The organism is Lactobacillus sp. UMNPBX17 (genome assembly GCF_002553735.1).
Lineage (GTDB): Bacteria > Bacillota > Bacilli > Lactobacillales > Lactobacillaceae > Lactobacillus > Lactobacillus gallinarum.
The window spans coordinates 1-21287 of the sequence record NZ_PCYT01000030.1; the positions used below are offsets into that span (position 1 = coordinate 1).

At 38.9% G+C, this 21287-nt stretch carries 22 protein-coding genes, 1 tRNA gene and 2 pseudogenes; 16 read left to right on the forward strand and 9 right to left on the reverse strand.

Annotation, left to right across the window (positions count from 1 at the left end; translation table 11 throughout):
* The first annotated feature begins 187 nt into the window (after positions 1-187).
* From CP368_RS06020 to CP368_RS06030, 3 genes are all read left to right on the forward strand, one after another.
* A tRNA-Thr gene (locus CP368_RS06020) sits at positions 188-260 on the forward strand.
* A 713-nt stretch (positions 261-973) separates the two neighbouring features.
* On the forward strand, positions 974-2041 hold the full coding sequence (locus tag CP368_RS06025; protein ID WP_089143334.1) for a peptidase: 1068 nt from the start codon (positions 974-976) through the stop codon (positions 2039-2041).
* 98 nt (positions 2042-2139) lie between these two features.
* Complete coding sequence (locus CP368_RS06030; protein WP_089147882.1) at positions 2140-2913, forward strand: putative ABC transporter permease; 774 nt, start codon at positions 2140-2142, stop codon at positions 2911-2913.
* Between the two features lie 67 nt (positions 2914-2980).
* Here CP368_RS06030 and CP368_RS06035 read toward each other — a convergent pair whose 3' ends face one another.
* From CP368_RS06035 to CP368_RS06060, 6 genes and pseudogenes are all read right to left on the reverse strand, one after another.
* Complete coding sequence (locus CP368_RS06035) at positions 2981-3541, reverse strand: cob(I)yrinic acid a,c-diamide adenosyltransferase (protein WP_023487846.1); 561 nt, start codon at positions 3539-3541, stop codon at positions 2981-2983.
* A complete protein-coding gene (locus tag CP368_RS06040; RefSeq protein WP_098044243.1) occupies positions 3534-4073 on the reverse strand; it encodes an ECF transporter S component in 540 nt (179 codons plus the stop codon). Before CP368_RS06040 ends, CP368_RS06035 begins: the two co-directional genes overlap by 8 nt.
* 1 nt (position 4074) lies before the next feature.
* Positions 4075-4458: a DUF4430 domain-containing protein gene (locus tag CP368_RS06045; RefSeq protein ID WP_023487848.1), complete on the reverse strand. Its 384-nt coding sequence runs from the start codon at positions 4456-4458 to the stop codon at positions 4075-4077.
* Between the two features lie 18 nt (positions 4459-4476).
* Positions 4477-4866, reverse strand: coding sequence for a DUF4430 domain-containing protein (locus CP368_RS06050; RefSeq protein ID WP_089143335.1), 390 nt, complete (start codon positions 4864-4866; stop codon positions 4477-4479).
* Positions 4867-4895: 29 nt separating this feature from the next.
* The gene (gene nrdJ / locus CP368_RS06055) at positions 4896-7127 is read right to left on the reverse strand and encodes a ribonucleoside-triphosphate reductase, adenosylcobalamin-dependent (RefSeq protein WP_098044244.1); all 2232 of its coding nucleotides are present in this window, start codon (positions 7125-7127) and stop codon (positions 4896-4898) included.
* A gap of 274 nt (positions 7128-7401) precedes the next feature.
* Positions 7402-9042 (reverse strand): annotated as a pseudogene (locus tag CP368_RS06060) (oligopeptide ABC transporter substrate-binding protein); the annotation flags it as partial.
* Positions 9043-9125: 83 nt separating this feature from the next.
* Between CP368_RS06060 and CP368_RS06065 the strand changes: the two are divergent.
* The 7 genes from CP368_RS06065 to nagA all read left to right on the forward strand — a co-directional run bounded on the left by CP368_RS06065 (position 9126) and on the right by nagA (position 14303).
* Positions 9126-9569 carry a hypothetical protein gene (locus tag CP368_RS06065; RefSeq protein WP_098044245.1) on the forward strand — a complete coding sequence of 148 codons (444 nt, stop codon included), beginning with the start codon at positions 9126-9128 and terminating at the stop codon, positions 9567-9569.
* Positions 9570-9586: 17 nt separating this feature from the next.
* A complete protein-coding gene (locus CP368_RS06070) occupies positions 9587-10639 on the forward strand; it encodes a Rep family protein (RefSeq protein WP_098044246.1) in 1053 nt (350 codons plus the stop codon).
* Positions 10640-10685: 46 nt separating this feature from the next.
* Complete coding sequence (locus tag CP368_RS06075) at positions 10686-10880, forward strand: AlpA family transcriptional regulator (RefSeq protein WP_098044247.1); 195 nt, start codon at positions 10686-10688, stop codon at positions 10878-10880.
* A gap of 70 nt (positions 10881-10950) precedes the next feature.
* Positions 10951-11328 (forward strand): hypothetical protein, encoded by a 378-nt coding sequence (locus CP368_RS11035; protein ID WP_369822636.1) that lies wholly within the window; start codon positions 10951-10953, stop codon positions 11326-11328.
* Between the two features lie 41 nt (positions 11329-11369).
* Entirely contained in the window at positions 11370-12152 is a 783-nt protein-coding gene (locus CP368_RS06080; RefSeq protein ID WP_369822637.1) for a tyrosine-type recombinase/integrase, read from the forward strand.
* 266 nt (positions 12153-12418) lie between these two features.
* Positions 12419-13132, forward strand: a complete 714-nt coding sequence (locus CP368_RS06085; RefSeq protein ID WP_098044248.1) for a GntR family transcriptional regulator — start codon at positions 12419-12421, stop codon at positions 13130-13132.
* Positions 13133-13148: 16 nt separating this feature from the next.
* On the forward strand, positions 13149-14303 hold the full coding sequence (gene nagA, locus CP368_RS06090) for an N-acetylglucosamine-6-phosphate deacetylase (protein ID WP_098044250.1): 1155 nt from the start codon (positions 13149-13151) through the stop codon (positions 14301-14303).
* A 78-nt stretch (positions 14304-14381) separates the two neighbouring features.
* On the opposite strand, the gene CP368_RS06095 is transcribed toward nagA, so the two are convergent.
* Positions 14382-14780, reverse strand: a complete 399-nt coding sequence (locus tag CP368_RS06095; RefSeq protein ID WP_025006071.1) for an iron-sulfur cluster biosynthesis family protein — start codon at positions 14778-14780, stop codon at positions 14382-14384.
* A gap of 97 nt (positions 14781-14877) precedes the next feature.
* Positions 14878-15078, reverse strand: a complete 201-nt coding sequence (locus CP368_RS06100) for a hypothetical protein (protein WP_025006070.1) — start codon at positions 15076-15078, stop codon at positions 14878-14880.
* Positions 15079-15095: 17 nt separating this feature from the next.
* Between CP368_RS06100 and CP368_RS06105 the strand changes: the two genes are divergently transcribed.
* Both CP368_RS06105 and CP368_RS06110 read left to right on the forward strand, forming a co-directional pair.
* Positions 15096-16157: a replication initiator protein A gene (locus tag CP368_RS06105; protein WP_098045851.1), complete on the forward strand. Its 1062-nt coding sequence runs from the start codon at positions 15096-15098 to the stop codon at positions 16155-16157.
* Between the two features lie 155 nt (positions 16158-16312).
* The gene (locus CP368_RS06110) at positions 16313-16510 is read left to right on the forward strand and encodes a hypothetical protein (protein WP_039098889.1); all 198 of its coding nucleotides are present in this window, start codon (positions 16313-16315) and stop codon (positions 16508-16510) included.
* A gap of 23 nt (positions 16511-16533) precedes the next feature.
* Here CP368_RS06110 and CP368_RS11040 read toward each other — a convergent pair.
* Positions 16534-16755 (reverse strand): annotated as a pseudogene (locus CP368_RS11040) (helix-turn-helix domain-containing protein); the annotation flags it as partial.
* 80 nt (positions 16756-16835) lie between these two features.
* On the opposite strand from CP368_RS11040, the gene CP368_RS06120 reads away from it, so the two are divergent.
* The 4 genes from CP368_RS06120 to CP368_RS06135 all read left to right on the forward strand — a co-directional run bounded on the left by CP368_RS06120 (position 16836) and on the right by CP368_RS06135 (position 21069).
* Positions 16836-17635, forward strand: a protein-coding gene (locus tag CP368_RS06120) for an IS5 family transposase (protein WP_162920435.1) whose coding sequence is annotated in 2 segments (ribosomal slippage) — positions 16836-17124 and positions 17124-17635 — 801 coding nt in all. Because the reading frame shifts where the segments join, the coding sequence is not laid out codon by codon here.
* Between the two features lie 278 nt (positions 17636-17913).
* The gene (locus CP368_RS06125) at positions 17914-18831 is read left to right on the forward strand and encodes an ABC transporter ATP-binding protein (protein WP_089150418.1); all 918 of its coding nucleotides are present in this window, start codon (positions 17914-17916) and stop codon (positions 18829-18831) included.
* Complete coding sequence (locus CP368_RS06130) at positions 18818-20434, forward strand: ABC transporter permease (protein WP_089150419.1); 1617 nt, start codon at positions 18818-18820, stop codon at positions 20432-20434. Before CP368_RS06125 ends, CP368_RS06130 begins: the two co-directional genes overlap by 14 nt.
* Positions 20431-21069, forward strand: coding sequence for a TetR/AcrR family transcriptional regulator (locus CP368_RS06135; protein WP_089150420.1), 639 nt, complete (start codon positions 20431-20433; stop codon positions 21067-21069). The genes CP368_RS06130 and CP368_RS06135 overlap by 4 nt, the downstream gene beginning before the upstream one ends.
* The last annotated feature ends 218 nt before the right edge of the window (positions 21070-21287 follow it).

The window sequence follows — 21287 nt, forward strand, 5'->3', positions numbered from 1 at the left end:
ATTAGATAAAATCTATCAAACAGCGTAAGTGTTCAATTTATTATTGCAATTTACGAAAGATGTTGTTTACACAAAAGCAACATCTTTTTAATTAAATTTAAAATATACTATCACATCACTAGATGAAATATGCTTCTCTAATTGCATGGAATCCACACTTTTGGTATAATTTTAGTGTTATGAGGTTGCTGAATTAGCTCAGTCGGTAGAGCGTCTCCCTCGTAAAGAGAAGGTCGGCAGTTCGATTCTGCCATTCAGCACTCAGAGTACTAACAAAACATGATTAACCTTTATTTATCAACGTTTTACGAAGATAAGTAAAGGTTAATTTTTTTGAATTATGAAAAATCATGCACAAAAATATGCACACGTTTTTGTGCATGTGCATGGAAAAGATTTTAAGAGCAGAACAAAAGCTATAATAACGGGCTTTAAGCCTGTTTTTTTGTGTGCACAGCATGAACATTTTATTCTCCCACTCAACGTTCAACACATTCCTATTTAATTTAACCATATGTGTCAAATCATTAATTTGTTTAAAATTAAAAAGACGCCGCAGCGTCTTTTTTTCATCCCCGATTTTTTGTTAATTTTTTTAACGCCTAAAGCGTTTCTTTCAGGCACTTAAGCTTACAATGTCCAAAAGGCCTTGAATTATAAAGTAAATTTTTATCCATAAATTCCCCTATTTTTCTGTAAATAAATAAAATAAAAGACTTAAATTAGCATATTTGTATTAAATTATGTGCAAATATGATTAAACCCTTTACTTTTCATCAAATTCAATTCATTATAGGTCTGTAATCATTAGACTTATTTTTTATTCAATAAAATAGGAGATATTAAAAATGTTTAAAAACAAATTTATTAAGTTATTAACTGGCTTTTTGTTTTTTTCGTTGTCAAAACAATATCTTTAATATTTTAATTCAGATATACTCTCTTTGATCAAGTTTGAAGTGAGGGAAAATGAATGAAAAAGTTATTGATCGGAAGCGCAGTCTTAGCTGCCTTATTAATTAAAGAAAATATCGCAGTAAATGCGGCAATAGAGCAAAACGAAACAATGCCTAAGATTGCAGTTACTGACAAAAAAGAGAAGCCAAAAGACCAGTCTGATAATAGTTTGGCAGGTCATTATGACCAAGAGACAAATTTTATTACCTGGGAAATAAGGCTGAATCCCAAGAAAGAAAAATATACTGGTGATTTGAAGTTGGAAAATTTAATTCCAGAAGGCTTAGTTCTAGATCCAGATACGATTGAAGTAATTAAGAATGATAATTTTATTCAAAATTCTAGTTTAGTTAAATTGAAGAAAAACAAATTAACAGCTGAATTTCCTGCTAAGAAGTATTCAGAGAGCACAATTTTGATTAAGTATCGAACCAAGGTGGAAGCAGAGCCTAATGAGCCTAATTATCTTCGGGTGAGTCAGTCCTTTACTTTGGGCGATGATCGAGTTCAAGAATACGAGCAAGAAATTAAATACGATCGAAGTAATAAGAATTTTAACATTGAAGCGCCACATAAATCTACGTTTAGAGATGATAATCAAATTTCGTTAATTAAAAAATCTAAAAATAATGAAGAACGCTCTGAAGATTGGCTTAAACGTCTAGCAGAGCTGATTATTAATAAAAAAGAAACTACTTCAGATAAAGGAGGTGAAAAAGTTCAAGGACAGGTCAAAGATCAAAAGCAGCAAGCTTCCCCAGAAAATACAAACCTTTCACGCACTCCAACTGTCAAAGGCTTGACTGGTTTTGATACTAAGGCTAACGAGGTAAAATCCACGGCTAAAATAGATTCTGATTCAGTAAAAACTACTCTAGATAAAGACGAGATTAAGGACAATGCAAGTACTATCTCGCCTAAGTCGCAAAAACACGATACTCATGTCACACTCCCTAAAAGTGACACATCAGAAATTAAGGCAAAATTACCTAAAGCTGGTGAAACTGCCGGTGTTATGCTCAGCGTATTGGGCATAATTTTAATAATTGCAGGGTGGACAGTTCGAACAAAATTCTTAAAATAATCTATATTTGTACTAAAATACGGATTTTCAATAGCCAAAATAGACTCTTTCACGTATTATTGAGATAGATAAACTTGTATCATGAAAGAGAAACAAACATGCCGTACACTATTTCAGAAATTATTGTTTTATTTTTTACTTATTCAGTTATCGGCTGGCTTTGGGAAACCTTTTATTGTTCGATCAAAGACCACCATTATGATTATCGGGGATTTCTGTTTGGTCCTTACTGCCCCGTGTATGGGTTCGCCGTTACTACAATTTTAATTTGTACCAAAGACGTGCGAGATAACCTGCTCCTTTTATTTATAGTAGGGACTATCGTTGCCACTATTTTCGAATTTGTGGCTAGTTGGCTATTAGAGACAATCTTTCGCATGAAGCTTTGGGATTATTCAAAATTATGGGGTAACATTCAAGGTCGAGTGGCCCCAATGATTTCATTATTTTGGGGCGTTGGTGTAGTTTTATTAGTAAAATTTATTCAGCCAATCATTCAGAAGCTCATTAATAATGAAGAAAAGATAACTCATGGCTGGCTAGCTGTGGGTATTACCATTGTTATGGGTATTGACTTAGTATTAACAGTAATCAGTGTCGAGAGATTCCATACTACAACTAAGATGTGGGATGTGCATATTGACCACTTTATTGAGCGAGTTAGAACTAAAGTAGAAAGTCATATGCCTGAGAAAGGAAAATTGCGGGTTGGTGATTGGCACCACTCAGTGATGCAGCACTATGATGAATTACAACCGCAACGATTAAGCTGGAATCATAAGCGCTACTTGAAGAGCTTTCCAAAATTAAAAGTTACTGATGCTCCTAAGTTCATGGAAATTAAGAAAGAAGTCTTGAAGAAAGAAAGCTAACTAACATAATCTTATTTTGTGGGATTGAAAAAAGTCGGATGATCATATTAGGTCATCCGACTTTTTCTTATCCATTAATTCTATTTGGTTCACGTTTTTTACTTTTTATTTCGGTGTAGTTATCTAAAACGTTGGCATAGCGTCCAAGGGTGAAAAGGTAATCAGATAATCGATTGATGTATTTTAATACGTCATCTGATAATTCCTGTTCATTTAAACTTAATTTGACCAATGCCCGTTCGGTGCGTCGAGCGACTGTCCTGGCATACTGAAGATTGGCACCAGTGGCTTTACCACCTGGCAGAATAAATTCAGGAATGGAAGGAATTTGGGGTGTTAGTTGATCAATGCGATGTTCGAGTTGCTGCACTGTTTCATGGGTGATTTCTTGATGATGCTTTACCACGATATCAGCTTGTAATTGGTAAAGGTTGCGTTGTACGTCTTGCAGCTCATCTTTAAGTTGCAGACAGTTTTTAGATAAGTTAGCAATTACTACACCTAAGTAGGATTGCAATTCATCTACGTCACCTAGAGCTTCAATTTGGAGGTCATATTTAGGCACCATTTTGCCAGTAACTTGCTTAGTTAAACCTTTGTCACCAACTTTAGTGTAAATTTTAATCATAGCTGATTCCTGCTTTTCGTTTGTAATTGTTTAGGGCAAGAGTCAATGGTTTGTACAAAACAAAATAGAAACCAAAATTGCCCAGACAATGGTAAGTATCAAATAAGAAACTTACCGCAACATAACCTAAAAAGGATGACCAGCCACCCCAAATTGACATGCCGAAATTGATTAACAAGCCATATACGTAACCCAGAAGGGTAGCTACGATAACTTGCATCCAGAAGTGTTGCTTTAGTGGGGTGGTTTTGTCAAGTAGGATTACTACTAAAACACAACCAACATAAGCCATAATCTGGGGGATAGTCCAAATTCCAAAGCCTAGATAAATATTGGACAAGATCATGGTCAATGCGGATAGGGCAAAGCCAAAGCCAGCACCCATTGTTAGGGTCACAATCATAATCATATCAGTTACGGGCTGTACGTTAGGGATATCGATGATTTTAAAAATTCTGAGTGTTACACACATAGCAACCAAAATCGCTAGGAGTGCTAAAGATCTAATCTGAACTCTTTCTTTGGTAAGCATTTTACTTGATCCCGGCTAGCTTCCAGACAACACGGTCGTTTCTATGCAATGGTTGTTGGTATGCTCCTTTAGAAGCATACTTGCCATTAATGGTGTAAGTCCAGTAGATATTCTTACTCTTATTTTGGCTTCTGCCAGCAATACTAGTAACAAAGCCATTAGTGCTTTTAACGTGCCAACCTTTTTTCAAACCGGTGATCACTTTAGCATTTTTCTTAACCTTAAAACTCTTGTGTGAGAAGGCCTTGTTGCCCTTCTTTAAGGTGTAATGAACTTTAATGTAAGAAGCAGCTTGGACGTTGCTGGTTGGTGCAACGCCAGTGAAAAGTAGGCTAACAAATACGGCACCGGTAGTAGTTAAGCTTAATAATTTTGTTTTAGTCATTTGTTTTTCTCCTTATGATTATTTCATTTTAGCTAAAGTAAATTTAACTTTATCTTTGTTATTAACAGTTTGTTCATTAGCGCCTTTAGAGGCAAACTTATTGTTAATTGTGTAGGTCCAATAAATCTTTTTCTTAGGATTTTGAGTTTTGCCGTCAATTGCAGTGATAAAGCCTTTGGTTTCCTTAACTTTCCAGGCCTTTTTTAAACCAGCAATTACTTTAGCTTTTTTAGGAACTTTTATGGTTTTCTTATCAAAGGTCTTTTTACCTTCTTTTAAAGTGTAATTAACCGAAATTTGGTTAGTTGTGCTTTTTTTAGTAGCTGAATTATTATTTGAGCATGCAGTTAAGGCTAACGTAAAGAAAGTAATAATTGCAAAAAATAGATTAATTTTACGTTTACTCATACTCTTCAATTCCATTCCTCCAAATAAATTTATTTAATTGGGCAGGCGCCACCAGCACAATCTGATTGGTCGACTAGCTCTAGTCCTTTTTGATCATCATTTTGCTTAGCAAAAACTTTTTCAACATCATCAGTAATCAATGCGGCTCTAGCCTCGTAAGTCTGCTTGTCAATTGGTTCCTTCGGAGCTTGTTTAAGTGAGCCACCGTAATAAGGAAGAAGTGAAGTTGACTTAATAATATGGCGATATTGGTAAAGTAGTGGGGCAATTTGATCACTTTCATCGCTTTGGAAAGTAACGGTACAACTAACAGCATTGTCGGACCAATAAGTTTGCAAAAATGCTTGTGTCGCAAATTGTTCCGCGATGGAAACAGTGCCGGCTGAGGCAAAGTTTTTGCTGTCGGCGTGAGCTGCACGAAGTGGAAATTCAACACAGATTGTATTTGGTGTGTAAATATCTGGTTCAGTGTGGTAGCCACATTCTTTTAAGGCTGGCAAAAGTGGGTCGCTAGCTTGGAAACGAATCCGTTGAATCAAGTAACCAGCATAGTGGAAGTGCATTCCTTCGCTGACTCCAGCCAATTTCGCTACCGTACCTGAAGGTTTAACTGTGGTGTGCTTAATTGATTCATTGCAGCCTAATTCCTTGCTGTAGGTCTTGTCTGCGTCAACTACAGCTTGGTAAAGGCTGTCAACCATCTTAACCGCTTGAGGGTCATAGATTGGCTTCTTGATCTTTTGCCCATTTTCTTGATCAACTGCATCCTCAAAGCCAGTTACAACTCTGTGACCGAGATCATTTAAAAGCCAGTCTTGAATTCCTGACATTGAAACCCCGATTCGGCGATTTTTATGGATGATTTCGCGTGAAATTTCCCAATCATAGGGACTGAAGGTAACTCGCTTGGTGTAGCGAGCAGCTAAGCCAAAGGCTTCCTTGAGGTCCCAGCCTTCTTGTTCCGCTACATAAGGGAAGACCTCAAACAAATTACATGGTTCACCATTAGCTAGAGAAATCTCACCACAAGGGTTGGTGCCTTCAACGCTGTCGTCAATGCCGGCCTGATAACCATCAACGATTCGGCCATAATTGCGTGAAAGATCAAGATTGACGATTCCTGGTTCACCGTTATGCAAAATTCCGTCAGAAATTGGGCCATAATTATTAAATTTAGAGTTAATTGCGACACTGTTGTTAGAAGCCCAGCGGTGATGATAAAGTTTTTCCTTATCTTGCTTCATCTTAATAAAGTCTTGATTATCGCTAGAGCCAAGAGCAAGTTCAGCAGAGCGACGGACATTGCCTGCAACAACTGTTTTACCAATCAAGTTACAAATATCAGTGCCGTCAACGGCAGTAAGCTTACTATTAACGCGAGCATTGATAACGTTGTTGATATCAATAAGCATCTCAACTAAAGGCATTGGGCCTGAAGCCGTACCACCGAAGCCATGGATCTTAGCACCATATGGACGAATGTCAGAGATATCGAGTGCTAATTTGATTTTGTGGTCTGGATTAGTGGCGTTAAAGTGCATGTCGATTAAACGGGCATTAGCTAAGACCCAACCTTCACGGGTGTCAGGCAGTTTGTAATAAATTGTGTCGTCAGGTACACTTTGCTTTTCCCATTTGTCTTTGTCGATGGCACCGACCTTGAGGGATGCCTCGTAAGATGGACTCTTTTTGTCGATGATTACGGCTAAATCCACTTTATTGTCGACGGAAGGAATTTGAGCGATATTTTCGTTGACCACTGAAAAACCAACACCGCCGCCCTTCATTAATTGGTCAAATAAGAAGGAGAAAGGCATTGAAACGGCTTTTTGCTCAGGATTAAGATAAGCAGGCGCAATGTGGCTATCGCCGTATTTTTGTGGGCGAATTGCAATGAACCAGCAGTTATTTAAGGAATCACCGTTCCGCTTTTGATAATCAGTACCTGAAATCCAAAGATTACGACCAGACGGAGTAGCAGCTAAGCCATAGACTAAACGAAATAGTTTTTGTGCTTCATTAGTTAACTCCGTAATTACTTCTGCAGAAGGATTATCATGCAAGCGCGGATCAAGGTTAATATTACCTTCAATAACTCGTTTGACAGTTTCATCCCAATTCTCAGCTCTATTTTGGTCAGGAAGCCAGCGGGCATAAGTTCTCTTGTAGGTAACCCAACCTAATTCTCCCCAATGAGGTTTAACTTCTTGTTTCACTGAATCGATAAAGTCAGGATCCAGCTTAATTCTTGTGGTAGGCATAAAAAACTCACTCCTAAAAGTTACTATTGTTTCACAAAACACATTATCTATGAATACATTTATGATAATACCACAATATGTTGTGTTATGCATTAAAAATTTTTCACATAAAAGGGACTTGCATTCTACAATTTAGGTTAGTAATAGGGGTTGAGAAAAATAAAAAAATATTCAGCAACAAATTTGCTACTGAATATTTTGAGATTAATTGATAGGGGTTGAAAAGTAAATTTTATTTGTTATAGAAAATATAGAAAAAGGATTGTTCAAGAAATTATTTTACGAAACCTGCAGTGAACCAAGTGTTGGCACTAGGCTTAAGTGACCAACCAGAGATCTTCTTGTTAACAGCAGTTACAGAGTATTGGTTGGTAGTTGGCACAACGTATGCTTCATCATACATCCACTTTTGCCACTTCTTGAAGGCATTAGCACGGTAAGTAGGATTGAAGGCCTTCTCTGAGTCGATATCAGCCAAAAGCTTAGTTTGCTTAGGTGAAACGAAACGAGCAAAGTTGTATGGTGCAGCTTCATTGTAAAGGTCGTTAGGGGATGGTTCACTTGAAAGTGACCAACCACCTTCGAAGACGTCGATTCTTGGATCGTCAGATTGGACAGCTTGTACCCAGTTGTTGAATTCCATTAGACGGCCGCCGACAAATTTAACATCCAAACCAACTTTCTTCCATTGTTGGATGTAGTTTCTCCAAACAGGTTCAGCGGTAGTTGAGTTGTTTCTAACAGCCAAGTTAATTACTAACTTCTTACCGTTAGGTTGAACTCTGTATTCACCCTTCTTCTTGTAGCCGGCTTTATCCAATAATTCGTTAGCCTTCTTCAAGTTGTATGGGTAACCCTTGATTGACTTGTCAGTATAATCACCAAATTGTTCAGGGATCAAAGTGTTAACGCGGAAGGCCAAGCCGTGGTAGTAACGTTTAGCGACTGCATCAACGTTCATTGCATAAGCCATAGCTTTACGTAATGATGGATTATTCATCTTAGAATTCTTGTTTTCAACGTTTTTGCCAGCCTTTTTGTCCCATTTACCTACCTTAAAGCCTAAGTAGCTATAAGATAGAGGCACATTGCCGATAAAGTTAGTGTCAGTGGCATTCTTAACATCTTCCCATTGGGTATTAACGACACCAGCAACGTCGAACTTGTGACTCTTGATGGCTTGAGTAACTGAGTTGGTACCGATGACTGTCATGGATACCTTTTCCAAGTTTGGCGTACCACGCCAGTAATGCGGGTTACGTTCCCAAGTGACAGATTGACCACGAACAAGCTTGCTTACGCGGAATGGGCCGTAGAAGAGTGGTTGTTTTCTAACCTTGTCACTAGACATCAACTTGGAGAATGGTACGTCCTTTAAGTAATGGTAAGGTTCAGCGTATTCCCAGAAGTAACCGTTACCTGATTGAAGCATACCAGGCTTCATTTGTTTAAAGTGAATTACGACCTTGCGGCCATTTTCGCCATCAGGCATCTCAATACCAGAAATCTTCTTGCTCTTGCCTTCGTGATATTCTGCTAAACCAACAATGTCGGCAAGAGAATCGGTATAACGTTGTGACTTGGAGTCTTTATTAGCAATAATTTCATAAGCGTATTCCACGTCTTTAGCATTAACTTGCTTGCCGTCTGACCACTTAACACCCTTCTTAACCTCGATAGTTACGGTCTTGGCTTTACGGTCAAGCTTAAAGGTAGCAGCACCTTTATTGTTAATCTTGTATTGATCGTTGACTGAGAATAACCCTTCTTGTCCTGGTTCTGCAACTTCAGTGTCAGTGGCAGTATCAGATAATTCTGGCAAGAAAATACCAGTGAAGGGACTATCTGACTCGATAGCGTAATTTAAGGTCCCACCTTTTTTAACACTTTTCACAGGAACAGTTTGACTGAACTTGTTATTTTCTAGTTGTCATGAACTGTGCAAAGTGTGCATGGTAACTGAAAAAGGTAAATACCTAGAAAGAAGGAAACTTTAAAATGACAAAAAATGAAGAAATCGAAATGAACGAGGGAAGTCATAAAAGTCCTAAAGAATGGGAAAAAATGGATTATGAAGCAAAATGTTTGCCGGATTTTAAGAATGATGATGACAAAACGGTAGCTAAAATTTATGAGACAGATAATTATGGTCAATTCAGCGTAGACAAAAAATTGTGTAATGATGATCGCATTAAATTACTTAAACTTAAGTACATTTTGAATCATGAGAGTTTGCCTCTAGTAGCTGTAAAAGAAAATCTAGGACAATGGGAAATTATTGTTGGTCAAGACAGTTATTGTGCAGCTAAAGAGCTACGAATTCCTATTTATTATTATGAAACTTTTGATTCTAAGCAGTTTCAACGATCTAACGATTTGTCATTTAATGATATGGAAGATTTATTAAAACATCTTTTACATAAATATAGTTTTGGTTGGTAGTTAGAAGGTTAATCTCTATGAAGAAAAAAGTAAAAGAACCACGTGCAAGACAGTTCATGTACGTACAAGACTTAGATCATCTAAAAGTAGATGAGAAAGATCTATCAACTATCTTGAAGCAATCAGGAGCGCTGGAGTGGGCGTATATTAAGCATGACCAAGATCCTCAAAAAAATCAGGATGGTAAGACTATCAGACCACATATCCATGTGGTTTTGAAGTATGAGAACCCCCAGAAAATCAGCTCTGTGGCAAGTATGTTTAAAGACCAGCCTCAGTATGTGGGAGTGTGGAAAGGCAGAATTGCTAATGCTTATTCTTACCTGTTGCATGAGACAGAGGAAGCACAAAGCCAAGGCAAGCATGTTTATAAAGCGAGTGATGTTGTGGCATCTTTTGATTTTGAAGCTCGGATGAAAAGTATTAGAGCCAAAGTTACTAAGAGCCCGAAATTCATTTCTTCTCTAATCGATCAATATGCCGAAAACAAGATTACTTACGACGAGCTTGAAAATCAGATTGGCATTTCTCAGCTTGCTAGACACAAAAAATTAATTGATCAAATCACTGAATTAAGGGCGGAAAAAGAGCATGAAAAATGGCTTAAGAGTTTTAAAGGCAAGAAAATGAAGGTCCTATGGTTATATGGTGCAGCAGGAGTAGGTAAAACTCGCTTTGCGGAATATTTGTTTAGAAATAAAAAGTACTCAATCCTTGGCAGTAGTCGTGATTATTTTCAAGATTACTGTGGTGAACACTTTGTAATTTTAAATGATTTACGCCCCAGAGATTTTAGTTATTCCGATTTACTTAGAATTCTGGATCCTTATCAACATGATAAGTCAGCACCTTCACGCTATCATGATAAGAAACTTAATTTAGAGGAAATTATTATTACAACGCCTTATGCACCTACCGATTTTTATAAATACGTTTTTATTGACGATAGGCGGGTAGATACGGATGAACAATTATTAAGGCGTATTCAACCAATTCACATTACGAAATCATTCATTAAAAAACGCCTAAAAACAAAAAAATCTAAGCAAAACGGTCAAAATAATGCTTAGATCTAGAAATTATTTTTTCTTTTTATATTATACGAGGATTTATAAAATGACTCAAAAAATTTTAAATAGTAAAGAACTTTGCCAAACTTTAGGTATTAGCACAACGCTTTTCTACAAACTAAAAAAATCAGGAATGCCTTATCACAAATTCCCAGGAAGTCGAGCATATTTTATCTTAGAAGAAGTAGAAAATTGGCTAGGAGAAGCGGGTTATCATCAAGAAACCACGTGGACTAAGTAAATTTGAGAGAGTAGAATGTAGGAGTAGCTTACGTTCTGCTCTTTTTATAGAATAAAAAGGGTAGTTAACGATGATTAAAAAAGTAATTAAAGGTAAACATGTTGGACAATGGAAAGTAAGAATTCAACCAGTAGACAAAGCGACTGGTAAAAGGATAAGTTTCCCCGTTCAATATGCTAATTCCAAGAAAGAAGCGGTTAAGCTAGAACGAAATTTATGGGCTGAATATGAAGATGGCCTAAACTTTAGTGATGGTAAAGTTAGTTTTGCTAAAGCTTTTCAAAAGTATGTTGATCGAAGAGCAAATACAATTAGTCCCGTAACTTTAAAATCTTGGCAAGAATCAGCAAATGATTTTAATGCATACTTTAAAAATACCTCAATTAATAAGGTAACTACACAACTTGTATCTGATTATGCGCATGAATATGTAGAAAAAATCAAGTAACTGTTAGCCGTTCTTCTACAATTGCTAAAAGACTTGTACATATGCGTAACTTTTTTAAGTCAATCGAAGGAAAAGTAGTAAAAGAAAATCCTGTTCCAGAAGGTGCCTTAAAATTATTTTTTAAACAAAGTGATTTTACCGTACCGAAAGAATGGTACATTTTTTCATCTAATGAATTGGATGAAATTAGAAATTTGATTGAAAAAGATTTACAACATAGTTCAGTTATGAACGTTGGCAGTAAATTGGCAATCTTAATTGAAAGCTACACAGGTATGAGAATTGGAGAACTTCAAGCATTAAAGTTCAACAACGTTGTTTATGAAGATTCAGCTTGGACTTTTCGTATAAATGATAGTTGGTCTGATTATACTAATTCACTTACTGGAGCTTTAAAAGCGCGTCCTAAGGGCTATTCAAGAACACTGCTGCCATTGCCTAAAGATGTAATTGATTTGGTTAAACAGTATGAAACTAAGCAAAAGGAATTCTTGAAAAAGCACGATCTAGAAAATCCATTAGATTTAGTTTTTATAAATTTGCATGATTATAAAGCGTCTGCTAATGATCAACCTATCAGACAAAAAAGTATAAATATGATGCTTAAGAATATTTGTGATAAGTTGGATATAAAGTCTGATGATAAACAATTAAGCATGTATTCATTTAGACATACTATTTGTACTAATTTAGCTAATACACCTGGTATGTCATATCCGTGGGCGGCTGAAAAAATGGGACACTCGCTGCAAATGTTTATGAATACTTATGTAGGTGTTGATCCTAATATGAATGAGAAGATGAATAAGTTGTGGGTTAGTTAATAACGGATTGCACATAAAATGCACACTTTTTTTAAATGAAGTGTTAAAAACGTTGATATATCAATAAAGTTAAGTAGTAACCTCTATGCTGGCATTCAGCATCAGAGTACTAACAAAAGACCTGTAATGAAGCCCAACTTTAGAAGTCGAGTATTCATGCAGGTCTTTTTTTGCACCAAAAATAACTGGTTATAACCACTTTGCAGAAAGCTCTTTCATGATATAATTTTACTCAAAGTGGTACTAACCAGTTAGAAGGTGAGTAAATGAAAAGCCCATTTTATAAAGAATTGATGAACCAATTGGCTTCACATATCAAAAAAGATTATCAACCTAATCAGAAGCTTCCGAGCGAACGAGAACTAGTTGAAATGTTCAAGGTGAGCCGTAGCACTGTGCGTTTAGCACTTAATGAATTGGAAGAAAAGGGTTTAATTTATCGTTTGCATGGTAAAGGGACCTTTGTTACACCAACTTTTATCAAGCAGCCGAACTTAGGTAGCATGTATTCTTTTAGTAGCCAGATGGAAGGCGAAGGCAAGGAAATGTCTACTAAAAATATTTCTCTTAAATTGTGTACACCAGAAAAAGAAATTGCACTGCAATTGAATCTTGCGTCAAATGATCAAGCGTATGAATTGATAAGATTACGTTTGGCTGATGGTGAGCCGTTAGTGTATAACCGCACTTATTTGCCAGAGAAGATTTTTCCTAATTTAACTTTAGATGATTTGAATCAAGGGACTTTATATGGAACTTTGAAAAAGAAATATCATCAAATTAGTGTATTGGCATTTGAAGATGTACAAGCAGTTAATCTGACTAAAGAAGCGGCTCAACTTCTTCATGTTAAAGAAAATACGGCTAGTTTAAAAATTAACCGTAAAGCAATAAATGATAAAAACATCCCGATCGAGTTTACACAAGCACTCGCTCGCGGAGATAAATTTGTATATAGATCTAAGCAATATGATGAATAATATGAGGAGAAAAATGATGACATATTTCATTCATGCAGATAAATTCTTTTTAGAAAATAAAACTGAAATTGGTGGTTATTTAGAAGTTGATGATCACGGAAAATTTGGTTTTTATTATCCAGAAGATGAAAAGCCTGAAGGCAAGATTGTCGATTATACCGGTAAATGGATTGCTCCTGGATTAGTTGATACTCACATTCACGGTTTAGTTAATGAAGATTCTATGAAGAGTGACTGGGAAGGAATCAACAAGATTTCTGAAGGCTTACTTAAGGCAGGCGTTACTTCATGGCTTCCAACTACGATTACTGATAGTGATAAACATTTAATTGAAACTTGTGAAAAGTATGCAGCACATAAGGGTGAAGAAACTGGTGCTAAAATTCAAGGCTTACACTTTGAAGGACCTTACTTTACTCCTAAACATGCTGGTGCAGAAAATCCTAAGTATATGCGTGATCCTTCAATTGAAGAGCTTCGCCGTTATGAAGAAGCTTCTGACGGGATGCTAATTAAGATGTCGATGGCTCCAGAACGTAAGGGTTCCAAAGAATTTGTTCGTCAAGCAGTGAAAGACGGCATCATCATTGCATTAGGACACTCAGCCTCAGATTATAAGGATGCCATTGCATGTATCGAAGCAGGTGCCACTATGTTTTGCCATACGTATAACGGTATGGAACCAATGTCACAACATGCTCCTAACTTGCTTGGAGCCGCATACTCTGCTCGCTTAGTAACCGATGAATTAATTTGTGATGGTCACCATGTATTGGAACCAACTGTCAGAGCTCTAGTACGTGCTAAGGCCCCAGAACATATTTGCTTGATCACTGACTGTATGCAAGCGGGACTCATGCCAGATGGTGATTACATGTTAGGTGAATTACCAGTTTATGTAAAAGACGGCATGGCTCGCTTGAAGGATGGCGATAACTTAGCAGGTAGTATTTTATTGTTGAAGCAAGCTGTAAAGAATCTGGTTGATTGGAACGTTGTTACTCCTGAAGATGCAATTATGATGGCATCATATGTTCCAGCACGTTCAATTAATAAGCTTGATAAATGTGGTTCAATTAAGCCTGATAAGCCAGCTGATTTCATTGTTTTGAATCCAGACATGACTTTGAGTGAGACTTATTTGGATGGTGTATCTAGATATAAAGCTTAAAATATTATTTTAGATAGAAAAACAGGTATGCGTTGTCATGATGCATACCTGTTTTTGATTAGATTGCTTTTTTCATTATTAGCAGCGCCATTCAACGCCAGTCATTTTAACATTTTTGTTAGCCTTAATTAGGGCAGCACCGTTGCCGATTTCAACGCCGCCATCTAAGATTCCTTCATCGGAGCGAAGGTTAAGGCTGCCAGCATTATAATCCATCACCATGTTTGGACCCATCAAGGTCATATCATACTTAGAAGTATAAATTTTAAGTCCTTGATCATTGTCTAATTGAACAGGATAGTCCGGATCTTTTTCATCAACCCAAATAATTGAAAAATGTGAGCCAATACTGCAGCCGCCACCCTTGATGGAATATTTGCCGCCGCCATCATCGGTAATTAAGATCAAAGTCTTGTCAGCAATTTCTCTTCTTTTTAAATAATCTAATGCGGAGTCAGTAAATGTGATTTTTAGCATATTCGTTACTTCCTGTCTAAATCTCTTTACTTGTTAACTAGATTATACAAGTAAAAATTAGATAAGAAATTGATTTAGATCAAGAAAAGCTAACTTTTTAGTCGCCCCAGATGACGATCATTTCTTGCCATTCGCCACTTTGACCGATATTACGAAATTCTAAATTGAATACTTTGGCGTTCATATGGTTTTCTTGCCATTTTTCATAAGCTTCATTAGGCATATCTTCAGTTGATTGATACTTAAAAGAATCAACGTGTAAATTTTTAGCTAAAATAGCATTTTTGTCATTAAACATAACAATCACTTCTTTTCATATATGGAGCCTTATTTTTCCAGTTCCCTAAGGTATTAATGTATGGCGAGCAATACAAGCATTTAAGCAATGACGCTAAATTAGCCTATATGGTACTAAAAGACCGATTAGAGTATTCTTTGCGCAATAACTGGGTTGATAGTGAAGGACACGTCTACTTTATCTTTACCAATCAAGAACTAATGGACTTGTTCAATTGTTCAAAGGGAAAAGTCATCAAAATAAAAGCAGAGCTGGAATCAATCGGATTACTCGTTCAGAAACAAATGGGCTTTAACCCGAAAACTAAGAAAAATGAACCGAATCGCTTATATCTGTCCAAGCTCGATGTGAAAGCAACCGATGTCTATTTACGCGGCGAATTTGGTCAAAAAAGCTCTCAAACCCTTGCTACGAGCGGAAGTTCAAAAAATGAACTTCCGCGGGAGACCGTTGAAACCCTTGCTACGAGCGGAAGTTCAAAAAATGAACTTCCGCATAAGTTCGTTGACGACACCCCTCAAACCCTTGCTACGAGCGGAAGTTCAAAAAATGGACTTAATCTATATAAAGAACCTAAAGAAAAAGATAAAGATAGATACAATATAGATACTCAAAAGTTGGACTTTTCCACAGCTCATTTCTCACCAGCAGAACTAGAAAAGCAAAACCATGATCTCGTGAGCCATGCTAATGACTTCTTAACTGATGAAGACAGTGGCTTACCCGTTTTCTTAGAACCAGAAGCTGTGCAATTACTTAGCTTCTGGTGTCGAACCCCGCAACAAATGCGCCGTTTCATTGGCATTATCTTAAATGCTAAGTACCGAGTTGAGAAGGATCACAAAGATATTGGGGTTCTAATCCCGCTTGACGACGAAGAACTTAAACCTTTGATGACTAGAGCCTTGAGACGCTACTTTAACGTTCTGAGAAGTAATGAGAAGCATATCAAGAATGTTGAGAACTACCTATACGGCACCGTGCAAAACCTATTTTGCGTTTGGTGGAATAAACAAGCGGCTAGAGGATATGCGGCCAAACACCCCGAAGAACAGAACACTGACAATGAGCGTTCTTGAAATTAAACGGCATATAAGCTCATATAAGCCATTTTAAGTGTTACATGCATAATTATATTAAAACTACTTTAAAATCGCTTAGAAGCAGAAATAGGAGCCTTGAGTAGTTGAACAGGCGATGACTGATCTAGAAAAATGGAAAAGGAGCTTTTTAAATGACCAAACCAAGCAAAGAAGTCGAAAAAATAGAGCAATTGTTGGCTGACCCCTGGGCAATCGACATTCAAGAAATTTGGGAGCAAGCAGCACATAATCCAGATCCTGATAAGCGCAAGTTGTTTGACGCGTTACACACATACCTCTTAGATAAACGCCAAGAGAAAATTATCAACGAAAAGCATTTCGTGATTTAACATGAGTAAACTAAAGAGATACATCATAGTGGCTGGGATAAACGGCGTTGTTCGTATTGAATTTGACCGCTATCGGCAAAATAACGCTGGGTATAAACGCCATAACTGGACATTTGAGTCACGGTGCCGCGCTTGATTTCACGGCTGATCGTGCTGGGATCGCGGGCTAATCTTTTAGCAATCGCCCTGATCGAATAATGATCTTCATAAAGACTCTGGATTTGGCCACGCTCCTCACGTGATAGTTGCTTATAAGAAGCTGTTTAGTATCTTTGATTTTGACCCAATAATTTGATAAACTACTGTCAAAAAAGTTGGTGATCATATGCAACATTTTAGTCATCATTACCAAAGCGATATTTCTCGGCAACAATTCGATTTGATCCGTCAGGATCTGGAAGCTTCAAGAAAACGAACTCACCCAAAACACATTGATCCTTATGATATCTTCTGTGCCATGCTCTATGTCCTTAAAAATGGCTGTACTTGGCGTGATTTGCCGGCTGATTATCCAAAGTGGTCCACCGTTTACTACTATTGGATGAGTTGGTCAAAAGCCCCCACCCCTGATAAACCAGCTTTATTAACTCAGGTTTTAAAAAAATTGTCGCTGATCGACGATTAAGGCAAGGGCGGTCAGCCCGAACTTCGTTCGTCATTTTAGATGCCCAAAGCATTAAGAACACCGCTACCGCTGAAAATAAGGGTTACGATGGTGGCAAGAAAATTTCCGGCATTAAGCGCCATTTAGCCGTCGACATCAATGGATTCCCGCAAGCTATCCATATTACCCGGGCTAACATCACTGATCGTGACGGGGCGATTGCACTCGTCACCCTTAATTTAGAGCAGTTTAAATTGGTTCGAACCATGATGGTTGATAGTGGTTATACCGGCCAAAATTTTGCCAATGAGATTAGCAGTTTAACCTCAGCCAAGGTAATCGTCGTTAAAAGAAATGAGTTACACCAATTTTCGGTTATCCCCCAACGGTGGCTCATTGAACGTTCATTTAGTTGGTTGGGAAATTATCATCGTTTATGGCGTAACTGTGAGCGTAAGCTCAACACTAGTCTCATGATGGTTTCGTTAGCTTTTATCAGGTTACTTCTCAAAAGATACTAAACAGTTTCTAAGATTTTTTGATGGTATCTTTAGATTGGGTCATGAAGTCCGTCCTAACTTATTGGTTTTGTCACTTATAAGTTTAAGGCTTCATGGCCTTTTTGGTCTAGTTATTTAGGTGTTGCACTTACATTGTAAATCCGGCGTCACAAAAAAATTGACTGACGAGTCAATAATTCGTTGACTCGTCAGTCAATCTCGACTATACTGGAAAAGGTTGATCAGATACCGACATATTAAAACGTGTTTCAAGTTTGACCTTAAGGAGGATTACAAAAATGACAACAGCTATTATCGAACTTGACCATCTTCAAAAAAACTTTGGCAAGTTTGCCGCATTAAAAGATGTCAGTTTCACGTTGGCACCCGGTCAGGTTCTGGGTTTTCTAGGACCTAGTGGGGCCGGCAAATCCACGACCATTCGAGTTATTTTAGGCTTATTAAAAAAGAGTGGCGGCTCAGTGACCGTCTTCGGCAAAGATGCCTGGCGGGATGATGCGGCGATTCATCCACGCATCGCCTATATTCCTGGGGACGTTTATTTATGGCCAAATCTTTCTGGCGGCGAAATTATCGACCTATTGCTACGTTTAAATGGCCGCCAGCATAATCAAAAGACCGATGAACTAATCAAGGCCTTTGAATTTAATCCGAAGAAAAAAGCTCGTACCTATTCAAAAGGCAATCGTCAAAAAGTAGCGTTAATTGCTGCGTTGTCGCAAGATGCCGATTTGTATATTTTTGATGAACCCACTTCTGGGCTTGATCCATTAAATGAACAGACTTTCCAGCAAGAAGTTTTAAAACTGAAAAGAGCCGGTAAAAGTGTGCTGCTATCAAGCCACATTTTGTCCGAAGTCGAGCGAATGTGTGATTCAATTGTTATCATCCGTGATGGTAGTGTGATTGAGAGCCGCAATCTTGATCAATTACGGCATCTATCGCGGATCAAAATTGAAGTCACCACCGCTACCCCAATGACTGCTTTGGCAAAGCAAGCTGGCGTTCACGACCTCACTTATCGCGATTCCGAGCACACCAAGGCGGTTTTCACCGCTGATCGAGACGCGCTTGGCACCATCATGACCACACTGGCTGCCAACACCGTGGTCGACATGCAATCAACGCCGCCAACGCTGGAAGATTTATTCCTGCGTTATTATGGAAAGCAAGGTGAGACTCATGCGGCACAGTAATCGGAACGCAGGTTATCTGCTTCGGGCAAACCTCAAACAAAATCTAAAATTTTCACTCATCTGGCTTGTCATTTTGATCATGATGATTGCCAGTGGTGCTGGCAAATTGGAAGCAGACTTTGCAGGCGGGGCCTCGGGCTCTAAAGAGATTGTCAAAATGCTGCAAGCGCCGGGCATGGCGGCAATGTTTGGCGCGATGCCAAAGGTGGACACGTATAACACAGCGATTGTGTTTGCTGGTGTGATGGTCGTCTTCATGATTATTTTGCAGGCCTTATGGGTTATGCCGCTGATGATTCGCAACACCAGCGGTCAAGAAGAAAGTGGCTTGCTCGAAATGGTTCGCGCTCGCAATGTTGGGCGAACGGCTGCCATCACCGCCGCTTCGCTTGAGCTTCTCATCGACAGTGCCATAATGGGTATCCTCTATTTTGTCTCGTTGGCCGCTGTCAACATGGGTGGTACTGACTTGTACGGTGACTTCCTGTTTTCACTGGGGATGGTGATCGCCAACTTGCTATTCGGAGCCATTGCGTTGCTATTCGCGCAACTAACCAATAACACACGTACAGCCAATATGTTGAGCTACATGGTGCTGACTGCCGCTTATTTGGTTCGGCTGGTCACCGATATCCAGCATCAAAATCTGACGTGGTTATCACCAATTGGTTGGTTCGAAAAAGCAAACTTCTATACTGATAACAACGTCTGGGCTTTAGGTTTGGCCTTACTGGTCAGCATTCTGCTTGCGGCCAGCGCCACCATGATTGCCCGCAACCGCGATCTGGGCGCCGGGATTATTGCTGAACGCACCGGCCGAGCCAAAGCTGCCGGCTGGCTTCGCTCGATCCCTGCCTTACTGTGGCGAACTGAGCGCAGATTATTTGCTGGGTGGTTAATCGGCGCCGTGGTGTTTGGCGGCGTCATGGGTAGTGTGCTCGGCAGCGTTGGCGACATTCTTAAAACGAATCCGCTTTATCGTAAAATACTAGATGTTGGCCAAATCAACGCTGCCAATCAGACCATGGTCCTGTCATTCTTAGGCATGTATCTCGGCATTTTCGTCGCATTAGCCGTGACTGCTGGCGTCCAAGTGGCATTCCGACTCAAACGCGATGACAACCTTGGTTACTTGAGCGTCATTCATGCCGAAAAGCCAACGCGAACCACGATCAGTGTCAGCTACTATTGCTTTGGTCTGCTGGCAGGCGTGTTCGTCCTTTCTGCTGGGCTGCTGGCCTTGTTCTTCACTGGGAACACTGTTCTCAGTCACCCGTTGCCGCTCAAGTACCTCGGTCGCCTATTCGTGGCTAGCGTTCCGGCTGTGATATCGTTTATCGCCCTTGGCATCGCACTAGTCGGTCTGTGGCCACGCTTAAGCAGTCTATTCTGGCTGTATATGGGAGCCGGTCTGATCGTTCAAATTTTCCGGGGATTGTTTGATTTGCCAAAACACGCAGGCAACTTCACACCTTTTGGCTGGATTGCCAATGTACCGGTTGAAAACGTTGATCAAACATGGCTAATCGTGATGGTTGTTAGCGCTATAGTATTATTTATTCTTGGCATTGCTGGTTATCGCCGTCAGGATTTGAGCCTATGAAAAATGTTGTGACAGATTCTGAAAAGGTCACCCGAATCCTCAAAACAGCGACGGAAATTTTCGGCCAGCAAGGCTTCATCAAGAGCAAAACCGATCAGATTGCCAACCAAGCACAAGTATCTAAGGGCTTGCTCTTCCATTATTTTGGCAATAAACAAGCGCTGTATCTTGACGCTTTCAAATATGCCTATCATCGAATTTATGATCACATGGACCCTAAAAAGTGGCAGAATGCCCCTGGCTTGGCTGCCATGATGACCACTGCAGTTAAGTATGAGTTGAAACTACAATTCAAATTCCCAGCTGAATACCGCTTGATAATGCAAGCCTATGCTGATTTACCGCATTTTCCCGAACCGTTGCGACAACAAGTGCAGCAAGAAACAACTGCCGTATCCGCTGAAATCGATCGCATTTTTCGCGAGAAAATTGAACAGCTGCCTCGTCGTGAGGGCCTGTCAGTCGATGACGTTTTCGGTGTCGTTTCTGCCTTAATCGCCCAACAAACGGCGGTCACCATCAGACTCATTGCCAGTGGCCATTATCGCAAGTTTGAAGATCTGCAGTCCGTGGTTGAGACGATGGCACGCCAGTTATTGATTGTCGAACACGGCTTTTTACCAGATGAAAGTTGACGTCAGCTGATAGATCAAAAAAGGTCATTAGGGTATAACCTAGTGCCACATTAGGCAAGTGACGACCACCAACAATCGCTATAGCGTGTCCGTTTGTAGGATCAACTACAGTAGCGCCAACTTGCATTTTATCGTTGGTAAATGGGATCTTTTTGCTGTTGGCTAGTAAGAAATAATTAACTAAATTAGATCATATTATTAGTCTTGATGTAATAATA